This is a genomic window from Cupriavidus sp. GW822-FHT02D05 (assembly GCF_058802485.1).
This window is the reverse complement of sequence record NZ_JBXAOE010000055.1, coordinates 1-24783: the sequence shown is the minus strand read 5'-3', so window position 1 is coordinate 24783 and position 24783 is coordinate 1. Positions and strand designations below refer to the sequence as shown.

The 24783-nt window shown below is 62.7% G+C and carries 23 protein-coding genes and 1 pseudogene; 12 read left to right on the top strand and 12 right to left on the bottom strand.

What is annotated here, in order from left to right; translation table 11 throughout:
* Nucleotides 1–86 precede the first annotated feature (86 nt).
* On the top strand, nt 87–1172 hold the full coding sequence (locus AC1RQK_RS39210; protein ID WP_492376043.1) for a ferritin-like domain-containing protein: 1086 nt from the start codon (nt 87–89) through the stop codon (nt 1170–1172).
* A gap of 70 nt (nt 1173–1242) precedes the next feature.
* Here AC1RQK_RS39210 and AC1RQK_RS39205 read toward each other — a convergent pair whose 3' ends face one another.
* The 3 genes from AC1RQK_RS39205 to AC1RQK_RS39195 form a co-directional block, all read right to left on the bottom strand.
* Nucleotides 1243–2481: a type II toxin-antitoxin system HipA family toxin gene (locus AC1RQK_RS39205; protein WP_492376042.1), complete on the bottom strand. Its 1239-nt coding sequence runs from the start codon at nt 2479–2481 to the stop codon at nt 1243–1245.
* On the bottom strand, nt 2465–2791 hold the full coding sequence (locus AC1RQK_RS39200) for a helix-turn-helix domain-containing protein (protein ID WP_174427236.1): 327 nt from the start codon (nt 2789–2791) through the stop codon (nt 2465–2467). Before AC1RQK_RS39200 ends, AC1RQK_RS39205 begins: the two co-directional genes overlap by 17 nt.
* A 269-nt stretch (nt 2792–3060) precedes the next feature.
* Nucleotides 3061–4095: an AraC family transcriptional regulator gene (locus AC1RQK_RS39195; RefSeq protein ID WP_492376041.1), complete on the bottom strand. Its 1035-nt coding sequence runs from the start codon at nt 4093–4095 to the stop codon at nt 3061–3063.
* 132 nt (nt 4096–4227) lie between these two features.
* On the opposite strand from AC1RQK_RS39195, the gene AC1RQK_RS39190 reads away from it, so the two are divergent.
* The 3 genes from AC1RQK_RS39190 (at nt 4228) to AC1RQK_RS39180 (ending at nt 7856) form a co-directional block, all read left to right on the top strand.
* Nucleotides 4228–5757, top strand: a complete 1530-nt coding sequence (locus AC1RQK_RS39190; protein ID WP_492814933.1) for a flavin-containing monooxygenase — start codon at nt 4228–4230, stop codon at nt 5755–5757.
* Nucleotides 5758–5772: 15 nt separating this feature from the next.
* Complete coding sequence (locus AC1RQK_RS39185; RefSeq protein WP_492814931.1) at nt 5773–6714, top strand: alpha/beta hydrolase; 942 nt, start codon at nt 5773–5775, stop codon at nt 6712–6714.
* 191 nt (nt 6715–6905) lie between these two features.
* A complete protein-coding gene (locus tag AC1RQK_RS39180; protein WP_492376038.1) occupies nt 6906–7856 on the top strand; it encodes an NAD(P)H-dependent flavin oxidoreductase in 951 nt (316 codons plus the stop codon).
* A gap of 18 nt (nt 7857–7874) precedes the next feature.
* Here AC1RQK_RS39180 and AC1RQK_RS39175 read toward each other — a convergent pair whose 3' ends face one another.
* Both AC1RQK_RS39175 and AC1RQK_RS39170 read right to left on the bottom strand, forming a co-directional pair.
* Complete coding sequence (locus tag AC1RQK_RS39175) at nt 7875–8468, bottom strand: helix-turn-helix domain-containing protein (RefSeq protein WP_492376037.1); 594 nt, start codon at nt 8466–8468, stop codon at nt 7875–7877.
* Nucleotides 8465–8614: a hypothetical protein gene (locus AC1RQK_RS39170; RefSeq protein WP_492814929.1), complete on the bottom strand. Its 150-nt coding sequence runs from the start codon at nt 8612–8614 to the stop codon at nt 8465–8467. The genes AC1RQK_RS39175 and AC1RQK_RS39170 overlap by 4 nt, the downstream gene beginning before the upstream one ends.
* Nucleotides 8615–9215: 601 nt before the next feature.
* Here AC1RQK_RS39170 and AC1RQK_RS39165 point away from each other — a divergent pair.
* Nucleotides 9216–10979 (top strand): S8 family serine peptidase, encoded by a 1764-nt coding sequence (locus tag AC1RQK_RS39165; RefSeq protein WP_492814927.1) that lies wholly within the window; start codon nt 9216–9218, stop codon nt 10977–10979.
* Between the two features lie 215 nt (nt 10980–11194).
* On the opposite strand, the gene pdxR is transcribed toward AC1RQK_RS39165, so the two are convergent.
* Complete coding sequence (gene pdxR, locus AC1RQK_RS39160) at nt 11195–12622, bottom strand: MocR-like pyridoxine biosynthesis transcription factor PdxR (RefSeq protein ID WP_492376034.1); 1428 nt, start codon at nt 12620–12622, stop codon at nt 11195–11197.
* A 66-nt stretch (nt 12623–12688) separates the two neighbouring features.
* Here pdxR and AC1RQK_RS39155 point away from each other — a divergent pair, with 66 nt between their 5' ends.
* Complete coding sequence (locus AC1RQK_RS39155; protein ID WP_492376033.1) at nt 12689–13354, top strand: FMN-binding negative transcriptional regulator; 666 nt, start codon at nt 12689–12691, stop codon at nt 13352–13354.
* Between the two features lie 110 nt (nt 13355–13464).
* Here AC1RQK_RS39155 and AC1RQK_RS39150 read toward each other — a convergent pair whose 3' ends face one another.
* The 4 genes and pseudogenes from AC1RQK_RS39150 to AC1RQK_RS39135 form a co-directional block, all read right to left on the bottom strand.
* The gene (locus AC1RQK_RS39150) at nt 13465–14589 is read right to left on the bottom strand and encodes a sterol desaturase family protein (protein ID WP_492376032.1); all 1125 of its coding nucleotides are present in this window, start codon (nt 14587–14589) and stop codon (nt 13465–13467) included.
* Nucleotides 14590–14652: 63 nt separating this feature from the next.
* Nucleotides 14653–14820: a hypothetical protein gene (locus AC1RQK_RS39145; protein WP_492814924.1), complete on the bottom strand. Its 168-nt coding sequence runs from the start codon at nt 14818–14820 to the stop codon at nt 14653–14655.
* Between the two features lie 210 nt (nt 14821–15030).
* A complete protein-coding gene (locus tag AC1RQK_RS39140; protein WP_492376050.1) occupies nt 15031–15204 on the bottom strand; it encodes a hypothetical protein in 174 nt (57 codons plus the stop codon).
* Between the two features lie 301 nt (nt 15205–15505).
* A pseudogene (locus AC1RQK_RS39135) lies at nt 15506–15661 on the bottom strand (carboxymuconolactone decarboxylase family protein); the annotation flags it as partial.
* Between the two features lie 461 nt (nt 15662–16122).
* Between AC1RQK_RS39135 and AC1RQK_RS39130 the strand changes: the two are divergent.
* Nucleotides 16123–16602 carry a YbhB/YbcL family Raf kinase inhibitor-like protein gene (locus tag AC1RQK_RS39130; protein ID WP_492814922.1) on the top strand — a complete coding sequence of 160 codons (480 nt, stop codon included), beginning with the start codon at nt 16123–16125 and terminating at the stop codon, nt 16600–16602.
* 336 nt (nt 16603–16938) lie between these two features.
* Complete coding sequence (locus AC1RQK_RS39125; RefSeq protein WP_492376029.1) at nt 16939–17784, top strand: class II glutamine amidotransferase; 846 nt, start codon at nt 16939–16941, stop codon at nt 17782–17784.
* A 195-nt stretch (nt 17785–17979) separates the two neighbouring features.
* Here AC1RQK_RS39125 and AC1RQK_RS39120 read toward each other — a convergent pair whose 3' ends face one another.
* Together AC1RQK_RS39120 and AC1RQK_RS39115 are read right to left on the bottom strand one after the other, a co-directional pair.
* Nucleotides 17980–18363 carry a DAPG hydrolase family protein gene (locus AC1RQK_RS39120; RefSeq protein WP_492814920.1) on the bottom strand — a complete coding sequence of 128 codons (384 nt, stop codon included), beginning with the start codon at nt 18361–18363 and terminating at the stop codon, nt 17980–17982.
* A 120-nt stretch (nt 18364–18483) separates the two neighbouring features.
* On the bottom strand, nt 18484–19386 hold the full coding sequence (locus tag AC1RQK_RS39115) for a MurR/RpiR family transcriptional regulator (RefSeq protein ID WP_492376027.1): 903 nt from the start codon (nt 19384–19386) through the stop codon (nt 18484–18486).
* A gap of 222 nt (nt 19387–19608) precedes the next feature.
* Here AC1RQK_RS39115 and AC1RQK_RS39110 point away from each other — a divergent pair, with 222 nt between their 5' ends.
* The 4 genes from AC1RQK_RS39110 to AC1RQK_RS39095 all read left to right on the top strand — a co-directional run bounded on the left by AC1RQK_RS39110 (nt 19609) and on the right by AC1RQK_RS39095 (nt 24506).
* Nucleotides 19609–21579 (top strand): bifunctional 5-dehydro-2-deoxygluconokinase/5-dehydro-2-deoxyphosphogluconate aldolase, encoded by a 1971-nt coding sequence (locus AC1RQK_RS39110; RefSeq protein ID WP_492814918.1) that lies wholly within the window; start codon nt 19609–19611, stop codon nt 21577–21579.
* The gene (gene iolB / locus AC1RQK_RS39105; protein ID WP_492376796.1) at nt 21576–22433 is read left to right on the top strand and encodes a 5-deoxy-glucuronate isomerase; all 858 of its coding nucleotides are present in this window, start codon (nt 21576–21578) and stop codon (nt 22431–22433) included. The genes AC1RQK_RS39110 and iolB overlap by 4 nt, the downstream gene beginning before the upstream one ends.
* A gap of 78 nt (nt 22434–22511) precedes the next feature.
* Nucleotides 22512–23486, top strand: coding sequence for a Bug family tripartite tricarboxylate transporter substrate binding protein (locus tag AC1RQK_RS39100; RefSeq protein ID WP_492376797.1), 975 nt, complete (start codon nt 22512–22514; stop codon nt 23484–23486).
* A gap of 39 nt (nt 23487–23525) precedes the next feature.
* Nucleotides 23526–24506: a tripartite tricarboxylate transporter substrate binding protein gene (locus AC1RQK_RS39095; RefSeq protein ID WP_492376798.1), complete on the top strand. Its 981-nt coding sequence runs from the start codon at nt 23526–23528 to the stop codon at nt 24504–24506.
* Nucleotides 24507–24783: the final 277 nt, after the last annotated feature.

Genomic DNA, 24783 nt, shown 5'->3' with positions numbered 1-24783 from the left:
AATTCAAGACCGATCCCACCACCGGCTAGGGTAAGCAAAACAGGCGGGGAGAACGGTCAAAACCCATGAGCGCCAAAGGAGATTGCATGTCATCCCTTCATCGTTACACGCTGCCGGTGGTCCAGACAGGCTGGTCGATCGGCAGCCAGGTTTCCACCGAGTTCAACTGGGAGTACGACAACGAGAATTCCAAGCTGCTGCAGCTCTACGAGACCAGCAAGAAGCAGCAATGGAACGCCACCGACCGGATCGACTGGTCGCAGGAGCTCGACCCCGAGAACCCGCAGGAGCTCGATGACCGGATGATCCCGATCTACGGCACGCCGCTGTGGGAAAAGATGGGCAAGCACGACCGCATCGACGTGCGCCGCCACCAGCAGGCGCATTCGCTGTCGCAGTTCCTGCATGGCGAACAGGGCGCGCTGATGGTGTCTGCGCGCATCGTGCAGATGGTGCCGGAGATGGACGCCAAGTTCTATGCCGCCACGCAGACCATGGACGAAGCGCGGCACGTGGAAGCCTATTCGCGCCTGCTGCATGAAAAGGTTGGGATCATCTACCCGATCACGTCCGGGTTGAAATCGCTGCTTGAAACCATCCTGACCGACTCGCGCTGGGACTTCTGCTACCTCGGCATGCAGGTGCTGGTGGAAGGCCTGGCGCTGGCCGCGTTCCAGCGCATTCGCGACTTCTCCAAGAATCCACTGGCGGCATCGATCAACGCCTACGTGATGCAGGACGAAGCGCGCCACGTTGCCTTCGGCCGCACTGCGCTGCGCGGCTATTATCCACAGCTGACGGAGGCCGAGCGCAAGGAGCGCGAGGACTTCGTGATCGAGGCCTGCTACCTGATGCGCGATCGCTTCGACCAGAAGGAAGTCTGGGGCCGCCTCGGCTTGCCGGAAGAAGAGTGCGCCAAGGCCGTGCGGGAGTCCGAGACCATGCGGCAGTTCCGCCAGCGGCTGTTCAGCCGGATCGTGCCGACCGTCAAGGATATCGGCCTGTGGAGCCCGCGTGTGCAGGCGGCGTTTGCCGACATGGGCGCGATCGAGTTCGCCAATGTCGACGTCGAGGCGCAGTTTGCGCAGGACCAGAAGATCGCGGAGGAGTTTGACGCGCGCCGCGTGGTGATGGAGTCGATTGAGGCCGCGCAGGCCGAAGCCAGGCACTGAAGCGGTCTTGGTTGCGGGCCCGGCCTGTCTGGCCGGGCCCGCGCGCATTACGCGGCGAGCCGGCGTGCTTTTACGCCTGGAGCGCCTGCAAGCCCTTTGCGAGGCGCTCGCGCATTCGTTGCCTCAGTTCGGTAGACAGGTGGGCGTTCACCGTAGGGAACGTATCGGCAATGCGCGCCAACAATTGATTCAGATGCGTTGCGGCTGCGTTCTTGTCATCAAACCCGAAGTGCACCGCATCCGCCAGCACGGCGTCGCGCGCGATATCGAAGCGGCCCTCGGACAGTTGCATGGTGAGCGTCCTGGGTTGCTCGTCGGGATTGGGAACGACGTCGAACGCCGGCGAGAGTCGCCAGCGCTGCTCCCGCGCGTGGTAAATAGTCGCATGATTGCGTGGATGGTCGTCATCATTGCCGACGATGGCGTTGAACACCATGCGTTCGAACAGCTCGATCCGGTCTTCGAGCGGCGCGCCTATCCGTTTCAGTTCCTGTGCCAGGCGCGGATAGCTCCACGAGGCTGACAGTCCGCCGGGATACTCGACGCTCAGCAAAGAGGCGCCACTGAGTGTCATGGTTCTTTGCTGGCCATGGCGATCGAAGCGGCAAATGCGCACTACGCTCAGCCCGTCTTTGACCTGGTGATGCACCGATCGCGCGAAATGCATGCCTGCGGTAGCGCCCCACTGCAAGGTGAAGTGTTCCAGGCTGGGAATGTCTGCCGTGTCGCTGGGCAGAATCGGCTTGACCAGCCAGTAGTCCTCGCCGTCTTGCAGCGTGCCCTTGGGCCGGGCGCCGCCCAGGCTGGGCGTGGCCATGAGCATCCTGCGCAGCCTCGCATCGACGGGTGGGCGCCTTTCGTACATGGCAAGCAGTTCTTCGGCCAACCCTTCAAGTTGCAGCAGCTTGGGGCTTGTGATGACATCCACGGAAGGCTTGCGCGAGACGCCGACGGCCAGTGCCCCCCAGCGATCGCCATTCCTGGCCAGTCTCAGATAAGTGCTGTCGTGCGCATCGTCGGCAAGATTATGTTCGCGCTGTAAAAGCATCCGTCCCCACGAATCCGGGCAGGCATCACGCAACACGTCGTGCAGGCCGCGATACCGATGGGCGAGATGGTCGATGCCTGCAATGAGCGGCAGGTTGACCGGATCGATGGACCACGGCATGGCCGCATCCATGTAGCTCGGGGCATATCGGAACAGGCCGGTACGTCCGTCCGCGTGTTGGGCATAACGACCGACGGTTACCCAATCGCCCGTGTCCGGGCGTTGCAGGTAGATGAACAGCGGCTTAGAAGTAGTCATCATCCCTCTCGGAAGCGGGCGGGCGAGCCCTGGCATGCGGGCTGGTGGCCCAATAACGCGGGTCCGGCGGCGGCGCAGCCATATCCAGCAACCCGAGTATCAGCAGAGCGGTGAGATAGGTTGCGGCGCCCGCGCCTGGATCGCCCCGTTCGACTCGGCGCAAGGTCGCATCTGAGATTCCCATGCGCGCGCACAGGTCGGCGGCGGGAAGGTGTTGTGCGACGCGTTGTGTGCGTATGCAGCGGCCCCAGGTTCGCAGGCGTTCCGCTACCAGCGATGGTACGGCTTCGGCATGCAGCAGCTTCTTCGGCACAAGAACCTCCAGTTATAGATATCAGTTTAAGTGAAGTAAAACGATTTCTATGAGGTCGGTTTGCTAACGGAAATCCAGACGGAGGAGCAATGAGTTGTTGATTTGTTTATAGATATCGTTTTATTTAGTGTAACACGATATCTATGATAGGACTTGTGTAGTCCAGTTCCGTGTGGGCATGGCGTGCTTGGAGAGGGCAACCAGGGGCATTGGCGACTAGCTTCCACCGGTTCGCCGAGCCGATTGCCTTGGGGCCGGGCGCCATGCCGTCAGTCATCACCACTGCGCGCCGAGCGCAGCGCCAGCCGGAAGGCATGCGGCGTCTGCCCACGCCAACGCCGGAACGCATTGATGAAACTAGTCGCCTCGGCATAGCCCAGGCGCGCGGCAATCTGTTCAATCGACTGGTGCGGGCCACTCAGGAACGCCTCGGCCAGCGTCTGCCGCACTTCATCGCGCAGTTCCGCGTAGGTCGTGCCTTCGTCCAGCAACCGTCGCCGTAGGGTTCGCGCCGTCATGTGGAGCTTGTCGGCCGCCGCCGTCATACCCGGCATTTCGGCACAGTGGGCTGCCAGCAGGTCGCGCACGCGGCCTGCCAGGCCGAGGCGCGCGCGCCGGGCATCCAGCAACTTGCGGCACTGATCGCGCGCGGCGGACTGCGCCAGCACATTGGCCTGGGGCAGCCGTTCGGCGAGCCGCTTGCTGTCCAGCAGGATGGCGTTGTGTGGCATGCCAAATGCGGGTTCGACGCCGAAGACGCGCCGGTAGGGCTCGGTGCAGTCCGGCCGGGCGAAGCGCAGGTGCACGGTTTCCTGGATCGGCACCGCATCGAACAGATCCCGCAGCACGGTGAGGAAGGCGGCCATGTCGCGCTCCACATTGAACTGCCGCAGGCCTTCCGGCACGTCCGAGTCATCCACGACGAGCCACGTTTGCTGCCCAGCCTCTTCGACTCGAAACGACGTGAAGGCAAAGGTCAGGTCGAAATACTGCAGCGCTACCTCGAGCGCAGCACTCAGCGTCTGGCTGCTGAAGATGGCCAGGCCAAGTACGCCGAATGCGGTGAAGTGATAGCGTTGGCCGACCTCGATGCCAAGGCCCCGTGCATCGCCTAGCGCGTCGACCATATTGCGGATCAAGCGGAGCTCCTGCTCGCCACGCACGAGCAGGTTGGGGTTCGTCAGTTGAGCCTCGGTAACGCCAGTACCCGCCAGCACGGCGGGCACAGTCAGGCCATGCATGACCGCAAAATCGGCCATCAAGCACATGCTGGTCACGTTGCGCTCGAAACTCCATCTCGGCATGGCGGGGCTTTCCACTCTCTGATCTGGTGTCCCCGATTATCGATTTTTTGTCCGGCTTTGTCATTACCGCACTGCCTGGCCGCGCGTACCCTTCGCACACTCAAAACAAAACCGATGCAGGCAGGAGACAGGATGGCGATGTCACAGAAGGAAAGCCCCGATGGGGCCAGCGCCGAGATGGCGAGCGCAAACACGACCATGATCGCGATCATCGGGTCCGGATTTGGCGGCCTGTGCATGGCCATCCAGCTCAAGCAGGCCGGCATCGACGCGTTCGTCATCCTGGAGAAGGCAGGTGGCGTCGGCGGCACCTGGCGCGACAATCACTATCCGGGCGCGGCTTGCGATGTGCAATCGCACCTGTACTCCTATTCCTTTGCGCCCAAGGCCGACTGGTCGCGCAAGTTCGGCCGGCAGCCCGAGATCCTTTCCTACATGCAGGGCTGCGTGGAGCGATACGGCCTGGCCAACCACCTGCGGTTCGGCAAGGAAGTCACCTCGGCGGATTTCGACAAGGAAGCCGGCCACTGGGTCATCACCAGCAGCGACGGCGCCGTGTTGCGCGCGCGCGTGCTTGTGACCGCCTGCGGCCAGCTCAATCGCCCGGCCGTGCCAGCAGTTCCCGGGATTGATGCATTCCAGGGCAAGGTATTTCACTCCGCGCGCTGGGACCACGGCTACGACCTGGCGGGCAAGACCGTCGCGGTGATCGGCACCGGCGCCAGCGCGATCCAGTTCGTGCCGCAGATCGTCCCCAAGGTGAAGGCGCTGAAGCTGTTCCAGCGTTCCGCTGCGTGGGTCGTGCCCAAGCCGGACAGGCCGTTTACCGCGCTGGAACAATGGCTGTTCAAGCATGCACCGGTGGCAGAGCGCCTGTATCGCACCATGATCTACTGGAAAAACGAGAGCCGCGCGCTGGGCTTTACGCGCTTTGGCTGGCTGCTGGAAGTGGTCGCGCTGCAGGCGCGCCGGGAGGCCAGGCGCCAGGTGCGGAATCCGGAGAAGCGCCGCAAGCTCATTCCCGAGTACAAGATCGGCTGCAAGCGCGTGCTGATCTCGAACGACTGGTACCAGGCCGTGGATCAGGATCATGTGGACCTGATCACGCAAGGCATCTTACGCGTGGAAGCCGACGCCGTCCTGACGCGCGATGGGCAGTGCCATCCGGTGGACGCCATCATCTACGGCACGGGCTTCCACGCTACCGACTTCCTGGCGCCGATGCGGGTGACCGGGCTGAGTGGCATCGACCTCAATCAGGCCTGGCGCGATGGCGCGCAAGCCTACAAGGGCATCAGCGTTTCCGGCTTCCCGAACCTGTTCATGCTCTATGGCCCTAACACCAACCTCGCGCACAGCTCGATCGTCTTCATGCTGGAGTCGCAGGTCCGCTACGTCATGCAGTGCGTCGCCAGCCTGCAGGCGCCCGGCCTGCACTTCATGAACGTGAAGGCTTCACGCCAGAAGGCATTCTCCGACATGGTGCAAAGGCAGTTGAAGCACAGCGTCTGGGAAGCGGGCTGCACCTCCTGGTACAAGACCGCCACGGGCAAGAACACCATCAACTGGCCAGGCTTCACGTTTACGTACCGCCGCATGGCTAGCAAGCTGGACCTGCGGGATTACGAACTGCATCCCGCGCCCGGCCGTCCAGCGGCCTGAACCACAGGGCAAGTCATGAAGAGAACCCTGCTTTCCTGGTTTGTGCGCGGGTGCGTCAAGCCGGTGCTCTCGCCAAGCTTCTCCGCGCGAGCCCAGCGGCGCTGGGGCCGCTTTATTGGGCGGTTCCTGCTCGGCACGCGAGGCACGGCGCGGAGCCGGCACAGGATAGCTGGCGTGCCCGCTATCCTGTTTTCGCCTACAGCGCAGCGGCCGGCGAGCACCGTGCTGTACCTGCACGGCGGCGGCTATGTGATGGGCGGGGAGGGCAGCCACGGCAAGCTGATGGCGCGCTTTGCCAAAGCCGCGCAGGCGCAGGTGTGGCTGCCGGATTATCGCCTGGCGCCGGAGCACCCCTTTCCGGCCGCGCTGCGCGACGCGCTGGCGGTCTACGCGGCCCTGCTGGAACAGGGGCACGCGCCGTCGCAGATCGCGCTGGCTGGGGATTCCGCCGGCGGTGGCCTGGCAGTGGCCACCGCCGTGGCCATCCGCGACAGCGGCCTGCCGCTGCCGGCATCGCTGGTGCTGCTCTCGCCGTGGGTAGACCTCAGTCTCGCCGGTGTCAGCTTGCAGACCCATGTCGAGCGCGATTGCCTGGTCCATCCGCAATGGCTGCAAGCTTGTGCCACTGCCTATCGCGGCGCCAGGCCTGCGAACGATCCGGGCTGCTCGCCACTATTCGCCGACCTGCGCGGCCTGCCGCCCATGCTGATCCAGGTGGGCTCGGAAGAAGTGCTCCTGTCGGACGCCGAGCGCCTTGCCGATACGGCCACTGCCGCCGGCGTGCAGGCGCAACTCCAGCAATTCGATGGCCTCTGGCACGTATTCCAGCTGCACGCTGGCGTGCTGCGCGAGTCAGATGCCGCGATCGCGCAGATCGGGCATTTCATCAGACAGACCACCGGGCCAACGTCCGCATGGATCGCGCCAGATGCGATGGAGACAGCGGCGCCGGTCTAGTGTGACGTTGCCACGGCCGCATGAACGCGATGGTGCCGCCGGACACGGTATCGGTTCTGAAGCCATTGGCGACTTACCGATCGGCCCGACCAGCAGGGCGCCATGAATATGCAACCAGTTGCATCGAGTCGGCGTTGCGAAATAGAATGCCCTATCAACGATCACGGGTTACCGAGCGGAGACAAAGAGGCATGACCATAAACAATCGCGTCACGACGATGCTTGGCGTCCAGCATCCTATCGTCCAGGCCCCAATGGGATGGATCGCCCGGGCCCAGCTTGCTGCGGCGGTCTCCAATGCAGGCGGCATGGGCATCATCGAGACCTCATCAGGAGAACTGGACACCATCCGTGGTGAGATCCGCAAGATGCGCGAACTGACCGACAAGCCGTTCGGCGTCAACATTGCCCTGACTTATGTGCGCGACCCAGCCATCGTGCAATTCGTCGTCGATGAGGGAATCCGCTTCGTCACCACATCCGCCGGCGACCCGACGCGCTATTGTGCCGAACTGAAGGCCGCCGGCCTGACGGTTTTCCATGTGGTGCCTACGCTGGCCGGCGCACTCAAGGCGGTCGCCGCCGGCGTGGATGGCCTGATCGTGGAAGGCAGCGAGGGCGGCGGCTTCAAGAATCAGCGTGACGTCGCCTCAATGGTGTTGCTGCCGCTGGTCTGCTCGAAGGTCGATATCCCGGTCATCGCCGCCGGCGGCTTCTGCGACGGTGCCACCATGGCGGCGGCGTTCGCCATGGGTGCCGAGGGGATCCAGATGGGCACGCGCATGTTGTCGTCGGTCGAGTCGCCCGTTCATGACAACTGGAAGAACGCCATTGTCGATGCCCGCGAAACGGACACCGTTTTTCTCAATCGCGGCGGCAATGGCCCGGCGCTACGGGCCCTGCGCACGGCACGCACGTCCAGGATTGAAGAGCAGGTACCGGAGAGCATCAAAAGCGAATTCGCCGGCGTGCAGCAACTCTATTTCGGCGGCGACATGGAGGCGGCCGTTCCGCTGACCGGTCAGGTTTGCGGGCGTATTGATTCCGTAAAAACGGTACGGCAAATCATTGAAGAAACGATTCGGGATTTCAGCCAGGCTGTGGACGGACTGGCTGCGCGTTACGGCTCAATGAAAGCCTGATCGAACGCCCACGATGCGTTACGTCTTCCGCTCACCTGGCAGTTTGAGCGCGCAAATCTGGCGCGTGAGGATTCCTCGAACAATCGCTTCAGTTCGATTGTGAGCGCCTAGCTTATCGCGCGCGAGATCCACATAGTAGTCCACGGTACGCGCTGAAATCCCAAGCTCTTGGGCGATCTCCTTGCTCGACAGTCCGAGTGCTGCATACGCCAGTACATTCTTCTCCCTGTCGTTTAATCGAGCAGGACTGCTCGATGTTTCAGTGATCGTTGAATACGCATTGTCATAGGCAGCGTGGAGTCTCGCGTGAGCAGCGAGGATTGAGCCGACGTCGGGAGGAGGGTCGCTCTGGATGAGAAGCCGCGACGCTGATCCGTCCGGCCCATAGAAGGCGCTCTCAATGAGATCAGCGGAAAGCAACTGTGGCAGGGCGGGGCCGCGCCATCGAAATGGAGATGCTACGGGAGGAAAGTCTATCCCGACGTCTCCAAACTCCTGCACGACCAGCGGGATTGCAATCCCAGGCGCGTAGGACACGCGGCCCGCTGATGCAGAAAGACTTGCGCAGGCCGCATAAAGGAACTGCAAAATCCCAGGCTCAAATGCTGTCACAGCTTCGCCTCTGCAAGGTGGAAGCCTGATGCTGGCATAGTCAGTGCAACGTGCAGTCCGTCCGCCGAATTCCCCTCACGATTCTCGCCTTCAAAAATCAGAATTTCAAAATGAAAGTTAATCGGCAGGCTATTTTTTATTTTCATACCGCGATAATCTTATAAGTTCACTTCGCAAAAACAAATTCCATGAATTCAAAATATTTTTATCATCTCACTCTCGCAGGTGTATTTATAAAAATGTAAAGACATAGACGAACAATCCCGCCCGCAAGGTAAAGAGAGGAATTCGCACCTCATGGAGCAATGCATCTAACGCTCTCCATGCTCCCTGCAGATCATCCTTGGCACGGAAATCACGACTTGCCGCAAGGTCAAGGTCGGATATGTCTACAAGAGATATCTGAACATACAGGTTCTCCATGCCTGTGTGGTTTGTCTATCCATCACGTTTCCAGGTGGTTTTCGCAGATGGTCCTCAATGGCGAACCTAGCAGAATGATCGAGATGATGGAATCGGACTAGTCCTATTTTTTGTGAGAAAAGTCGGATTTTTATGTTCAGACAACACTTGTAATTTTACGAATAGGCAGGCGGCTACGTTAGCCGCGAGAATTCACGCGCTGTATAGAAGTCGGCCCAAGATCCTACCTGGTTCGTCGTTTTCAAATCGCCGTAGCAACTCACGCGGACACCGCTTCCTACCTGGCGCTCTGTTTTCGGAGGTTGCGAAAATTGGAGGAAGAATGTGAGGAAGAAATGGTTGGTTGGTGTTTGCGCAGCGCTGTTGCTCGCTGGGGCGGCCCAGGCCGGCGAACAGGTGGCCGTCAAGTTCGACGGCGCTTCCAATGCGGAGGCCGTCATCCAGACCTTCCGCAGCGCCACCGGGGCGGACCTCAAAATGGTTCGCCTGATGTCCGGGAACGCCTGGGTGATTTCGCTGCCGGACAACATCAATGACCAGGAGCGCGCTCGCATCCTGGATGCCCTGCGGACGATCCGCGGCGTGGATTGGGTTGAAGCGGAAACCCACCATCGGACGAACACGCTGAACGGCGGCTGGATTCCGAACGATCCAAACCTGGCCCCTAACCAATGGAACCTGCATGACCCGGCGATCCCGGGCAATGCCAAGGGTGCGATCAACGCGGTGAATGCCTGGTCGAGCAGCAAGGGCGATGGCATCGTGATCGCCATTGTCGACAACGGCGTGAGCGCAATCCATCCCGACTTACAGGGCAAGATGCTCCCAGGCTACAGCTTCATCACGCGTACTGGCCGTGGCACCGATACGCAGCCGCCGGTCTTTGGAGCGAAATGCGCCAACGCTGCCCAGCAGAACGGCAGCGCGCCAGCGATGGTCTATCACGGTACCAACATGGCAGGCATTGCTGCGGCAGCAACCAACAACGGATTGGGCATCGCGGGGGTCGCCCCGAATGCGTCGATTCTGCCGGTAAAGGTCATGGATGAATGCCAGGCGAGCAGCTTCGACGTCGCAGACGCTATTCGATGGGCCGCAGGTTCCAGCGTACCTGGTGTTCCTGCCAACCCGAACCCAGCTCGGGTCATCAGCATGAGTCTTGGCGCTGCTGGGGTCTCGAAGTGCGACGCGGTAACGCAGGCGGCCATTGCAGATGCAAGCGCCAAGGGAGCCGTGGTGGTGGTGGCAGCTGGTAACGAAAGTGGCCCGGTAACGACGCCCGCTACTTGTCATGGCGCGATTGCCGTTGCCGGATTGACGTACACCGGCGCTCTCGGTTCGTATAGCAATTTTGGCCCGGCAATTGCGGTTGCTGCACCGGGAGGTGGCGGCTTGGTAGCGCAGCCTGATCCAGTCTATGGCTGGTCGTTGAGGGCCATCGGCGCCACGTCCTATGATAACGATGGCTTTCCCGCTTATAACTCGGTTGGGATCGGCACGAGCAACGCCGTTCCACAGGTTGCTGGCGTTGCGGCATTGATGCTTGCGCTGCGGCCGGCACTGACGTCAACCGCAGTACGCCAACTGCTGCGCAAGAGTGCCCAGCCCTTCGTAGACTCAAGCTGCAACACGTGGATTTGCGGTGCCGGCATGCTCGACGCATTCGGGGCCGTTACCCTGGCAGCGCAGGCCATTGTTCCCAACGCGTCGGCGATTGCGCCGAAGTCGGTGAGTACTGGCACGACGGTGGCGCTTGATGGCAGCCAGTCCAGCAGCGCCAACGTCTCGTATGCCTGGACCCAGCTTAGCGGCCCGAGGGTTACGTTGCTGAATGCCAACGCGGCGATCGCCTCGTTCACCCCCACGGTGGCTGGCGACTACCAGTTCGGCCTGACCGTGACTGACAACGCTTCAGGACTGTCGGCCGGCACCAGTGTGCTGCTGTCGGCAGCGGTACCTGCCAACACAAGTAGTGGTAGCAACTCAAGTGGGGAAGGGGGCGGCGGTGGCGCGTTTAGTCTCTTCGAGGCGGCGCTACTCCTTGCTGGCGGCTTGATCGCCTTCGTAGGTCGCCGCCGCATCCACTGATTCAGACCAGACCGGCGGAGGACGCGCAGAGACCCGGTAAGAAATGGAAGACGCCCGGACCCGGTGTTAGCGCACCAGGCCCGTGCTGACCATATCCAATCCCTGCAGGGCATGCCAAGGCGCATCGCCCATGAACGGAGCGGGCGGCGCCAGGGTGTCCTGAGAGGATGACCTATGACGCGGTCTCGAGGGAATGCACCTTGAGTACTTCCAAATTATCCCAATTGTTTCCCCAGCGCGCGAGCTGCACGAGCGAGCGCGGCCTCGTCGTAGCCCGCGTACCCGAACAACCAACCGCGGCGTTTTGCCTCGATGCAATAGCTCGAAATCGGCGCGAGTTGCACGCCGGCTTCTTGCGCTCGTCGGACCAAATCAGTGTCCCGGATTTGTCCGCCTACTTCGAGAGCGAGATGCATGCCTTGTAAGCTGGGTTCAAGCGCAATCACGCCGTTGGTGGCACGCGTGAGGTGGTAAATCATCGCGGCCTGACGCCCCAGGTACAACTCTCGCATGCGCCGCAGGTGGCGTAGCAGATGACCCTCGGCGATGAATCGCGCGAGTACATCCTGCACAGCGCCGGGCGAATGGCGATCACTCAACGCCCGCGCGCGCGTGAACGCATCGACTAGCTCATCGGGCAGTACGATGAACCCTAATCGAAGCCCCGCACCCAGTGACTTCGAAAACGTGCCTACATGCAGTACGCGCGCGTCGTGCGCCATGCTGCAGAGCGCGGGAATCCGCTGGGCGCCGTACTGGAATTCGCCGTCATAGTCATCCTCAACAATCCATGCTCGATTCGCTTGGGCCCACTCGATCAGGGTACTGCGGCGAGCTAGGCTCATGGGTACGCCGAGGGGGAATTGATGCGTTGGCGTTACAACGGCAAGCTTTGCCCTCGGATGAAGCGCGGCGCCCTGCGCGATGCACAGTCCTTGCGCATCGACTGGAACTGGCCGCACCAGCGCCCCATGCGCGATTAAGTTGGCGCGGATACCTGGATAGCCCGGATCTTCGACCAGCACTTCGTCGCCAACGTCGAGCAGCAGTCGCGCAACTAGGTCCAATGCCTGCTGCGAGCCGGCGGTGATCAGCACTTGCCCTGCATCGCAGCGGATGCCGCGGGACACCAATAGCCATTGCGCGATCGCGGCGCGCAATAGTGGATGGCCGCCAGCCTCGGCATAACCGGCGCCAACGACGCGAGTGGCGATCGATGTTTTTCGCTCCAATCGATGCCATAGGGCGAACGGAAACTCTTCTAGCGCTGGGCGACCAAGACGAAAGGGCAATGCCTCGCCCGTGGCGGGGTTCCAGCGCGAACCGGTCTCGGCAATCAAGCGACCGCGCTGCGACAACAACTGGTGCGCGACAACCTTCGGCCCGCGCGACGTGCTACGAACCGGAGGACTATGCTTTGCCACATAGGTGCCATCGCCAACCCGAGCGACCAAGTAGCCCTCCGACTGCAGGCGCTCTACTGCCCAGAGCACCGTGTTGCGTGACACTCCCAATACACGTGCATGCTCGCGCGAGGGTGGCAGGCGGGCGCCAGCCGCGAAGACTCCAGTCTCGATGCCGTCACGCAGGCGTAGATAGACCTGCTGGCGCAATTGACCCTGAACGGCTCCTCGCATCGCCATGAAATGGTTCCTTATTGTGAATGGCGCGATCTTAGAATAGGGAACCATTTTACGAAAGGGCGTCCCATGTACCTACCTGCTCACTTTGAAGAAACCCGCCCCGAGTTGTTGCACGATCTGATCAGCATGCATTCCCTGGGCCTGCTGGTCACGCAGGACCCGGCTGGCGAGATGGTCGCAAATACCATCCCGTTTTTGCTCGAAGCAGACCCGGAGGGCGGCCCGGGCATCCTTCGCGCGCATGTTGCGCGCTCAAATCCGTTGTGGAGAGAATCGCGCACCGATGTGGACTCGCTCGTTGTGTTCCAAGGCCCGCAAACTTATATCTCGCCATCAATGTACCCGAGCAAGGCAGCCACCGGCAAAGTCGTACCGACCTGGAACTACATCATGGTGCAGGGGCGCGGCAGGCTACGCGCTGTCGCGGATGCGCACTGGTTGCGCGCCTTCGTCACACGTCTTAGCGAGCGCCATGAGGCTGCGCGCCCGGTACCATGGGCGGTGAGTGATGCTCCTGGAGATTTCATTGACGCGACCCTGCGCGCGATCGTCGGTATCGAGATCAAGCTGAGTTCACTACGCGGAAAGTGGAAGGTGAGTCAGAATCGCACACAGGCCGATCGAGACGGTGTCGTGTACGGACTTCGGAGCCTGGGCGGCACTGAGGCTGAAGCGATGGCCAATGCGGTCGCTGACCGCATTGGGCCGGCGGTGCAAGGAAGGGCCAGCTGATGTCTTCGATCGATGCCGAACTCGGCAAGCTGGATGCCAACGCATGGCGGTGGTCATAGGTAGAGCCACGGCCTGCCCAGCCATTTTGCCACTTGGCGACTGGGTGCCAGTCAGCGCAACAGAAATCCGGCCAGCAGCAACAGCAGCACATCCAGCCCCAGCAGGTTGCGTGGTCGCATCTTCCCTTGCAGCAGGGCGCCCAGACCGGCCAGACCGGCAATCAGCAACAGTGCCAGCCCCCACAGCAGGCCGCTCCCCAGCTCAGCGCTTTGCCACAGATAGCCGGCACCTGCCATCATCAGCAGCGCGAACTGCAGCAGGGCCACGGGCGCGGCACCGGCCGCCAGCGGCGGATCGAAGCGCTGGCGTGCACGCTGCAGGTCAAAGGGCGCATTATCATCGCTCACGCCGGGTGGCAGCCAGCCCGGCGCCTTGAACCACACCTTGAGCTTGTCCTGCCAGCGTGGCGCACGGCGCGCCAGCTGCCACAGCGGCATATAGCCGGAAGCCACCGCCCATAGCGGACTCCAGCTGTTGAGCGGGTTGCGAGTACCATACACCGGCTTCTCATCCTCCTCGGCAAAAGTGCCGAACAGCCGATCCCAGATGATGAGCATCCCGCCGTAGTTCTTGTCCAGGTACTGGTCGTTTACCGCATGATGCACACGATGGTTGGACGGCGAGGAAAACACCCGGTCAAACCAGCCCAGCTTGCCGATGTGCTCGGTGTGGATCCAGAACTGGTAGAGCAGCACAATGAGGCCGGCCAGCGCAAACTGCTGAGGGGCAACGCCAGCCAGCGCCATCGGCAAGTAAAACGGCCATCCCAAGAAGGCAACGGTACTCTCCTGCCGCAGCGCGGTGGACAGATTGAAATCCTGGCTCTGGTGATGCACGGCATGGGCGGCCCAGAACACCGCACTTTCATGCCCGACCCGATGTAGCCAGTAGTCGCAGAAATCGAACATCACGATCGCCAGCAGCCAGCCCCAGACACTGCCCCACAGGCCGGCATGGGGAAACAGTGCCACCCGGCGCCACGTCAAGATATACAGGCCGATCTGAAAGAGCTGGCTGACACTGGCCACCAGCTGGCTTAACAAGCCCTGACTCAGGTTGCTGAGGGCATCACTTAGGCGATAGGTATTGCGGCCGACGACCAGGCCGTAACCCAGCTCCGCCAGCATCAAGAGCAGGAATACCGGGAACGCGTAGACGGTGATTTGTTCTTCCATGAACCATTCACAAAAAGTGCCTTACGGCTGACAGACAATTGACGGGCTCCTTGCTGGAACTGGTCAGAAACGGTCGTTATTATGGCAAAGAATGCCATTTTTGATGGTGTGTGTTCTGAAAATGTGGCAATTTTCTTGTGCAGTGCAACGCGAGCTTTCCTGCGGCAGAAAAGCAATCAGATCGCCAAGGGCTTGTGCCAGGATATGCCCAGCAGCGACGCGGGCGCTCATACGTAAGTTGCTGATTTTTTGAGGTTTTCTTGGCCGGCCATCGTCAAAGCAAACGTCGATCTCACATCGTTACAGCTTGGGAAAATTGCCCTCCGCATCCGGCACAATTTGGCATCGGCGAAATCCCCACGGTGAACTGTCTAGACACCAGATTCAGCGCGGGAATCTACGGTTTCGCCGACATATGCACTGCTGCGTGAGATATCCGAGCTAGTGTCTCGCCAGACCGAGCGTTCTCGACGGAAACTCCCCGAACCGCTGGCGATGCCTCGCCGCAAACAAGCCGAGATTTGCAAATCCCCATGTTTCGACAATCGACCGGACTGTGGCACCCCTGGCAGCGACCAGCAACTCGGCCCAGACTCCCTGCAAGCGCTGTTCCATCAGTGCCTGCATCGGGGTGCAGTCCCGGTATTCGCGAAATGCAGCGCTATCGGGTCGTCACCACCAAGCCGGCGCACGCCGGCAGCCCCCTCGTAGAAGTTCGCATTGCGGTCGTTGGCCATGGCCACCACGCCGGGAACGCCGCCAGGGCGGCTCACCGTTTGCTGAAGCACGCCAGGTCGTACATTTCATGTGGCCCGTCTCCCCTAAATTGAGGGCGCTTGGATCGCCTCCGCCTGTGCGGATGACCATGCAAGCGACAACCATAATCCAGAGGAGACATCGATGACCGATCCAAAGCTCACAACTGCCCTGAATGGCATCTGCCTGTTCCGAATGCCTTGTCAGACGAACCGGGCACCATGCGGAACGCCACGTTCAGCCGGTTCCGGTTGTTGATCGCGCCCACGAGGAACGTGAGATCCGACAGCGCCTTCTCGGAGTACTGGGTACTCACGGCCTAGAGATCCCGAATACGGAGACCGCGTCAAAGCGGGGGTCGACTAGGGCGCCCGCGGCAGGGCGGCAGGCCGCCCCTGGTCTTCGCCATGCGGAGCCAGCTGATGCTGCACCGGCGTATCGAGCCGGAATCCACCGAGACGCTCGACCGGCTGAAAGCGTGGCTAGGGCGGGGCGCCAGCGTCAGGCACAAAGCGACCCCGATTCCCGTCATAGTTCACTGGCCGCACGCGCCGCTCGCGCTTGCATCGCCCCGAAATCCGCACTAAGTTGGAACGGGCGGCCGGGCTCCCGGCCGCGTGTACCGCGCCAGCATCACAAGCGGATTCGAGGCTGGCGCCGTGAAAATGTGACGCATCGATGGCGGAGCACGATGCTGTGCCATATGTTTTTCTTTCGCTGCTGCTGACGTGGACCTGTGTATTCGCACCGGCACTTCATGCTCAGACGAGGACAGTCATGCCCCTCACCCTGACCTCCACGGCGTTCACCCATGGTGGCGAGATTCCCGGTAAGCTGACCTGCGAAGGCGCCGATATGTCGCCGCCGCTGGCATGGACAGGCATGCCGCCCGGCACGCGCAGCCTGGCCCTAGTCGTCGACGATCCCGACGCGCCTGATCCGGCCGCGCCGAGCATGACGTGGGTGCACTGGGTGCTGTACAACCTTCCGCCCGAGCCGGGGGCGCTGGCCGAAGGCGTGGCGCCGGCCGGCCTGCCGGCGGGCACCCGCGAGGGCCACAACGACTGGCATCGCACTGGCTACGGCGGACCCTGCCCGCCAATTGGCCGTCATCGCTACTTCCACAAGCTCTATGCGCTCGATGTGGTGCTGCCGGACCTGGGCAAGCCCAACAAGGCGGCGCTGGAGCGGGCCATGCACGGGCATGTGCTGGCACAGGCGGAACTGGTCGGCACCTACAAGAAGTTGAAGCGCTAGTGAGACCGCCGCCGGATGCACACCCCGGCCAGGGAGACGAAAGTGAAATACGCGCGCAATACGCAACTCGTTGAATCCGCCCGGATGACCGATGTGCCGCCGACGCCATCCCCCAAGCTGGCCCGTGCGCGCGAGATCGCGCTTGCGCAAGGAGGATGCTAAGGGGCAGCTGCCCCCGTAAATTGCGGTGAAATCAAAAAGGATCTCTTTTCCCCCACACTTTTCCTCACGCAACGCAACACGACCCTCGGGGCGCTTTGCCGTTCGCGCGTCACCGTCCTACAACTGAGAGGTGGGCCGGAAGGCGCCGGACTGCACTTGTCGAGGAGGAGCATAATGTGCCGCTGGCTGGCCTACTCGGGCAAATCCGTTCCGCTGGAAACCGTGCTGTTCCAGCAGGAACACTCGCTGATCGACCAGAGCTTGAATTCGCGGCTGGGTCATACCACCACCAACGGCGACGGGTTCGGCGTCGGCTGGTATGGACGTCACTCGGAAGTGCCGTTCCGCTACCGCTGCTTGCACCCGGCGTGGAGCGACACCAACCTGCGCGAAACGGCACGGGCGGTGCGGGCGCCGCTGTTCGTCGCCCACGTGCGGGCGGCCACCGGCACGCCGACGCAGGAGACCAACTGCCATCCGTTCCGCTTCGGCCGCTGGCTGTTCGTCCATAACGGCCTGATCCGCGAATACCCCGTCGTGCGGCGCGACCTGATGATGGCCGTGGCGCCGCACCTGTTCCGCTGGATCGAGGGATCGACCGATTCCGAAGTGATGTTCTTCCTGGCCCTGACTTTCGGCCTAGAGCGCGATCCGCGCAGCGCGCTGGAGCAGATGGCGGGGCTGATCGAGGACGTCGGCCACTGCCACAACGTGCAGTTTCCGCTCAACATGACCGTCTGCGTGACCGATGGCCAGCAGATCGTGGCGGCGCGCTATTCGAGCGAGGCGGACTCGCGCTCGCTCTTCCACAGCACCTCGTTCAGGCAGTTACGCGCGCTCTACCCGGACGACCCGCGCATCATCGCCGCCGGCGACGATGCATTCCTGGTGCTGTCCGAGCCACTGATCGACGTGCAAGGAGTGTGGGAGGAGATTCCCGAGGCGACCATCTTGGTTGCCCGGGGAGGCGAAATCAAGCACGACCGCTTCTTGCCGCGGCTCCCGGACCAGTCGACATAATAGGGCCGCTATTTCATATCCACCGGATGTCGGGCGTGCAAGATCTTGCGCAGCGGCGCTATAGGTAAAGCAGCAAGCCGCTGCCTGCAAGCCTGCCTGTCTGCAAATTTAGTAACGACGATGCCGGCCTCCTTGCCGATTTCGTCCGTCGCTGCAGTGGCCTTATCAAAGACGGCTTCCTTGTCAACATCCCCGCTATATGCATACTCTAGGCACTATGCCGCCAACTGGTGCGCAGCCCAGGACTTCACCCACGCTGCGCATCAATCGATGATCGGCTTGGTTTGTGACACAGCAAAATGAAGGAGCTGGCGATCCGGAGAAATGCTCCTCGACCAGATGAATTGACCCGATATGTGTCCCATCTAGAGCCTCTACCCACTCGCTGGAGACATGGTCGGCCGGATGCCACCAGGTGTACTGCTGCGTATTTGGGCGACAGCGGAACCACCCCCCCGTACAGCCGTGTAGTTCCGTGCGGCAGGCCACGTGCAAGACGCCGTTTGCGAGACGTTCATAGCCGGTCTCCAGGGCAAGCGGGGCCGGATCGAGCAAGGCGTGCGCTTCAGATAAATCCATCTATTGCGGTTCAGGCAAATAGGTCTCGAATACGTGGAGTTCCAAGGGGTTGGCGATCGGCAAATAGGCGACACTTCGCTCACGCTCCGTCACTCAATGCAAGACTGCCGCACAAGATCCTCACGCTAATCTCCCCCCCGAGCGCGCCTTGCGCCCCGGCGGCGCTTCCGCCTGCGGCTGCGTATAAGCAATCTCCAGCCGATACGCCAGTGCCATGAATAGCGATTGCGCTAGGCAAAGCGTACTAGTCAGCGACCGGAACCCGAATGTAGCCCCATCCTGCACCGGCAGCAAAACCCGCGCATGATCCGCCAAAGGACTAAGCGGACTATCGCTAATGGCAAGGACACGCGCTCCGCGTCCGGCCGCTTCCTGCACAGCCAGCAACGTCTCCTGCGCATACGGCTCGAACGACACGGCGATCATCACGTCATCCGGTTTGAGCGCCCGTAGTTGCCCCTGCTGCATTTGCCCCAGCCCGTTTAGCCACTGGATCGGTTTGCCCGTGTGTTGCAGGGCGTAAGCGAGGTAGGCCCCCACCGGGAAGGCGCGGCGCGACGCCGCCAGCCAGATCGAGGGGGCTTGCACCAGGAGTTCCACGGCCTCGTCGAACAGGGTGTCGGCTACCCCGCGCTGCAGGGCTTCCAGGCTTTCTATGCTTCCGGCGATGACCTCCTGCGCGATGCCGGTGGCGGAGAGCGGCCCTTCACTGGCCCGTATCAGGTCCCGAACCCGATCCTGATAGTCCCGGTTAGGTGCGAGCTGCCGGGCCGCACTGTCGCGGAACAGCGCCTGCATCTGCGAGAACCCCGAGAAACCGAAATGCTTGGCGAAGCGGATGATCGCCGACGGTTGCACGCCGCAATGGCGGGCTACGTCGTGCACGCCATCGAGGACGAGGCGCTCGCGGTTTTTCTCGACGTATTGGGCGATGGTTTTCAGTTGCTTGCTCAGGCTCGGGAAGCCGGCCTGCATGGAGGCCAGGAACTGGTCGGCGGTGGCGTAGGGGAGGTTCGTGGTCATGCTGGGGCGTGTGGGGTAGCGGGCACGGCGGCGCCCTTCGCGCCGGGGCGAGGGGAGGGATGTATTGGAAAATATTTTCTCATAAATATAAAAAAGGAACAAAAATTCTATTCCTGGGCTATCATTCCATCCAAGCCGAGGGGGTGGCCACGAAACCTTTCCCTCGACGTTCCCTCGATCCCTGTCGCGCAGCGGCAGTCCATGACCAGATGACGGACACGAATGCGTTCTCTTTCCTTTCCCGCCAACCGGGACATCGATGTCGCTTGCCTGGGGCGGCTGGCGGTCGACCTCTATGCCCAACAGATTGGCTGCGGCCTGGAGTCGGCGAGCACCTTCGCCAAATACCTCGGCGGTTCCTCGGCCAATATCGCTTTCGGCACGGCCCGGCTGGGCCTGCGCTCGGCGATGATCTCGCGCGTCGGCAATGAGCAGAACGGACGTTTCCTCCTAGATACGCTTGGCCGGGAAGGCTGCGACGTCAGCCAAGTGCAGATTGACGACGAGCGCCTGACCGGGATGGTACTCCTGGGTATCAAGGATCAGGACACTTTCCCCCTGCTGTTCGCCCGCGAAAACTGCGCCGACATGGCGCTGGATGCCGAGGCGATCGATGCCGGCTTCCTGGCCCGCTGCCGCAGCCTGGTAATCACGGGCACGCACCTGAGCACGCCGGGCGTGCTGGCGGCGTCGCGGCGCGCGCTGGATATCGCCGGGCGCCATGGCGTGGTGCGGGTACTGGATATCGACTACCGGCCGGTGCTGTGGGGCCTGACAGGCAAGGGCGATGGAGAGACGCGCTATATCGGCAACGCTGAGGTCAGCCGGCATTTGCAGGCGCAGCTAGGCGCTTTCGAGCTGATCATTGGCACGGAGGAAGAATGGCTGATCGCTGGCGGCGAAGCCGACCTGATGGCCAGCCTGCACCGCGTGCGCGCGTGCACCGATGCCACGTTGGTGGTCAAGCGGGGCCCGTTGGGATGCTCTATCGTGCAGGGCAAGATTCCCGCTGCCATCGACGACGCACTGACCGTGTACGGCGAGCGCGTGGAGGTGCTGAACGTGCTGGGGGCGGGCGATGCCTTTGCGTCCGGCTTGCTGAGCGGCTTGCTGCGCGGCAAGGACTGGAGCGAGGCTGCCGCCATCGCCAACGCCTGTGGCGCTATCGTGGTGTCCCGGCACGGCTGCGCGCCGGCCATGCCAACGCCAGCGGAACTGGCGCACTGGTTCTCGGGCCAGCGGCAACCGCGTCCGGACCAGGATGCGCAGCTTGCGCACCTGCATCGCGTATCGGTCAAGCGGCCGCAATGGCCGGAGCTGTATGTCCTGGCCTACGATCATCGCGCGCAGTTCGAGGATATGGCGCGCGCCGTGGGCGCCGACGCCAGCGCCGTGCCGGCGCTCAAGCGCCTGATTACGGAAGTGGTGGCCGAGGTGGAGACCGAAGCCGGCTGCCGCGGCAAGATTGGCGTGCTGATCGATGGCCGCCTAGGCGAGTCCGCCCTGCACGACGCCACTGGCCGCGGCTGGTGGCTAGGCCGGCCGATCGAGTTGCCGGGCTCCCGCCCACTGCGCTTCGACGGCGCGCGCTCGCTGGCCTCGGATCTCGCGCACTGGCCGCGCGAGCAGGTGGTGAAGTGCCTCGTTTTCTATCATCCGGACGATCCGGTGGCGCTGCGTGCGGAGCAGGACGAGCAATTGCAGGTGGTGTGGGAAGCCACGCGGCACAGCGGCCACGAACTGCTGCTCGAAGTGATTCCGCCCAAGGCCAGCCTGGCGCCCGACGACGAGGGCGAGGCCGCGGTGGGCGCGATCCGGCATTTCTACGATATCGGGTTGAAGCCGGAATGGTGGAAGGTGGGCGCGATGGCCAACCGCCAGTGGCAGGCGCTGGAAGCCCTGGTGAAGGAGCGCGATCCGTGGTGCCGTGGCGCCGTGATCCTTGGCCTGAACCAGCCGCTTGAGCAACTGGTGGAGAGCTTCGCACAAGCGACCTCGCCGCTGGTCAAGGGTTTCATGATCGGCCGCACGGTCTGGGCCGATGCCAGCCTGGCCTGGCTTGGCAAGGAGATTGACGACGCCGCGTTCCGGGCACAGGTGGGTGCCAATTTCCGCCGCCTGATCGCCGGCTGGCGAGCCAGCCGCCAGACGGCGCAGGCAGCGGCGGTTGCCATTGCGCAGGAGGGCAAATGACCCAGACCCACGCCAAAGTACTCCCGAATGGCGCCAGCGGGGCGAACCTGGCGCAAGCGGGCCGCAGCCTGCTCGTCAAAGCGCAACCCGGCCGCGTGATCGCGGACATTACGCCCCGGTCGGCGGGCTGGCAGCACGTAGGCTTCAAGGCGCTGCGATTGGACGCGGGCGAGGCCGAGGCGTTTGCCACCGGCGCGCGCGAGTTGTGCATTACGGTGTTGTCCGGCCAGGTCGACGTGCTGGTCGGGAGCCAGCGCTATTCCGCGCTGGGCAGCCGCCAGTCGGTGTTCGAGGATCAGTCTCCCTGTGCGGTCTACGTGCCCCCGGGCCGCGACGTATGCATCGACGCGCGCACCGGGGCCGAGGTGGCGCTCAGCACCGCGCCGGCGCAGGGCCGCTTGCCGGCGCGCGTGATCGAGCCTGGCCAGATGCGGCGCAGTGTACGGGGGGAGGGTGCCAATACGCGCTATGTCTGTGACATCCTGCCCGAGAGCGAACCGGCCGAAGGGCTGCTGGTGGTGGAGGTGATCACGCCTTCCGGCCATTCGTCCAGCTACCCGCCGCACAAGCACGACAGCGCGGGCACGGGCGAGACAGCGCTGGAGGAAACGTACTACCACCATCTCAATCCGCCACAGGGATTTGCCTTCCAGCGCGTGTACACCGACGACCGCAGCCTGGACGAGGCGATGGCCGTGGAGCACCGCGACACCGTGATGGTGCCGCGCGGCTACCACCCTTGCGCCGTGCCTTACGGCTACGACCTTTATTACCTCAACACGATGGCCGGCCCCGAGCGGCGCTGGGCGTTCAAGAACGATCCCGCGCATGAGTGGATGCTCGTGCCACGCTGAACGCCTGCTGCTCACCCGCGGCCAGATTCGAAAAGACAAGGGAACACCGCAGTTCCCGGCACAACTGGAGACATCGACATGAAGAGCAAACTCGCCCGTATTCTGACGAGCGCCGCACTGGCGTTTGGCTGCGCCAGCGGCGCGCACGCGCAGGCCTACCCCACCCAGCCGGTCAAGTGGATCGTGCCCTACGCGCCCGGTGGCACCACGGACGTAATCGCGCGCGGCCTTGCCGTGAAGATGGGACAGGACCTGGGCCAGCCGGTGGTGGTGGAAAACCGCCCAGGCGCCGCCAGCATCATCGGCGCCACCGCGATCGCGCGCGCCGCGCCTGACGGCTACACCATCGGCACCGCGGATTCGGGCACGCTGGCTTTCAACCCGGCCATGTATGCCACCCTGAGCTACGACGCTGACAAGGACTTTACCTTTATCGGCGGGCTGGGGCGCATGCCGCTGGTGCTGGCCGTGCATCCGGCTTTCCCGGCGCGCGACCTGAAGGAATTCCTGGCGCTGGCGCGCAAGACACCCGGCAAGGTTTCCTCCGCATCGTCGGGGCCGGGCTCGCCACTGCATGTTGCGTTGGAACTGTTCAAGCAGCGCACCAAGACCGATATCCTGCATGTCCCCTATAAGGGTTCTTCGCCCGCGCTGCAGGACCTGATGGCGGGGCAGGTACAGTCGATGTTCGTCGACCTGCCGCCCAGCCTGCCCTTGATCCGCAGCGGCAAGATTCGCGTGCTGGCTGTGGCTACGCCGCAGCGGCTGGCCATCCTGCCCGATGTGCCGACCATGGCCGAAGCGGGGCTGCCCGGCTTTGAGGCCTACGCCTGGCAAGGCTTCGTCGGCCCGGCGCGGCTGCCGGCGCCGGTGGTGACGCGCCTGAGCAAGGAACTGGTCGCAGCGCTGCAGCATCCGGAGACTCGCGCCAAGCTGGAGGAACTCGGCATCCAGCCGATGCCGATGTCCCCCCAGGAATTCAATCAGTTCACGCGCAGCGAGCAGAAGCTGTGGTCCGGCGTGATCAAGGCGGCCGGCATCCGGCTGGATTGAGCGTTATTTCCAGCAAAGTTCATCGAAGAGACGCCCATCATGACCTCATCGCTACTTCAACGCCGCGCCGTGCTGCGCGCCATGGCAGCCGTGTCCGCCGTGGCGGCTTGCCCGGTCTTTGCCCAGGGCGGGGCGTATCCCACCCATCCGATCGAACTGATCGTGCCGTTTGCCGCGGGCGGTGGCACCGACGTACTGGCGCGTGCCTTTGCCGAGGCGGCGCGCAGATATTTGCCGCAGAGCTTCGTGGTCCTGAACAAGTCCGGCGCCAGCGGCGCGGTGGGTTGGGCCGACCTGGTCAGCGCCAAGCCGGACGGCTACCGGCTCGCCATCATCACCGTCGAGCTGACGATGATTCCGCATATGGGGCTAGCCAAGTTCACCGCGGACGACATGATCCCGCTGGCTCGCCTGAATGCCGACCCCGCCACCATTGCCGTGCGCGCCGATTCGCCGTACCAGACGATCGAAGAATTCCTAGCCGCCGCCCGCAAGCAGCCGGGCATGCTCCGCGTGGGCAATGCCGGGCCCGGTTCCCTCGGGCACCTGTCAGCGGCCGCACTGGAAGACAAGGCCAGGATTCAGCTCAACCACGTGCCGTTCCGCGGCGCCAATCCCGCGGTGCTGGACTTGCTGGGCGGCCATATTGAGGCCGTGGCGGTCACACCGGTGGAGGTGGCTACCTATGTCGCGGCCGGCAAGATCCGCCCGCTCGCGGTGATGTCGGAGCAGCGCATCAAGGCGGGCTGGGAGAAGGTGCCCACGCTCAAGGAGCGCAACGTGGACCTGGTCATCAACGGCTGGCGCGGCATAGCGGCGCCCAAGGGCACGCCGCCGGAAGTGGTGGCCGTGCTGCGCGCCATCATCGAGAAGACCATGCAGGAGTCTGCTTTGCGCGAGACCATGGCCAAGCAGAACATGGGTGAAGGCTATCTCGACGAAGGCGCTTTCAAACACGTGATCGCGCGCGACAACGCCACCTTCAAACAGCTGATCACCAAGCTCGACATCAAAACCTGACTACCAGGATCCGAGGCTGCTTCGGTCAGCCGTCATTGCCCACGGCGTAAAGCGCCGTGGCGCGCCATTTTTTCCTTTACCCGAATCCCATTCACTCAACGCAACACCTCAAGGATTCCGCCGATCTCAGCCAAAGCGCTTCAGGCGCGGATTTATGATATTTTAGATTTAACATAAGAAGCATTATGCGTGTGAAATCATGTAAAGGCCAAATCAGAATGTCCGCTTCCAGCCACATCAGAATGTCCTCTGGATAGACCTATACTGGTAGCGCCTG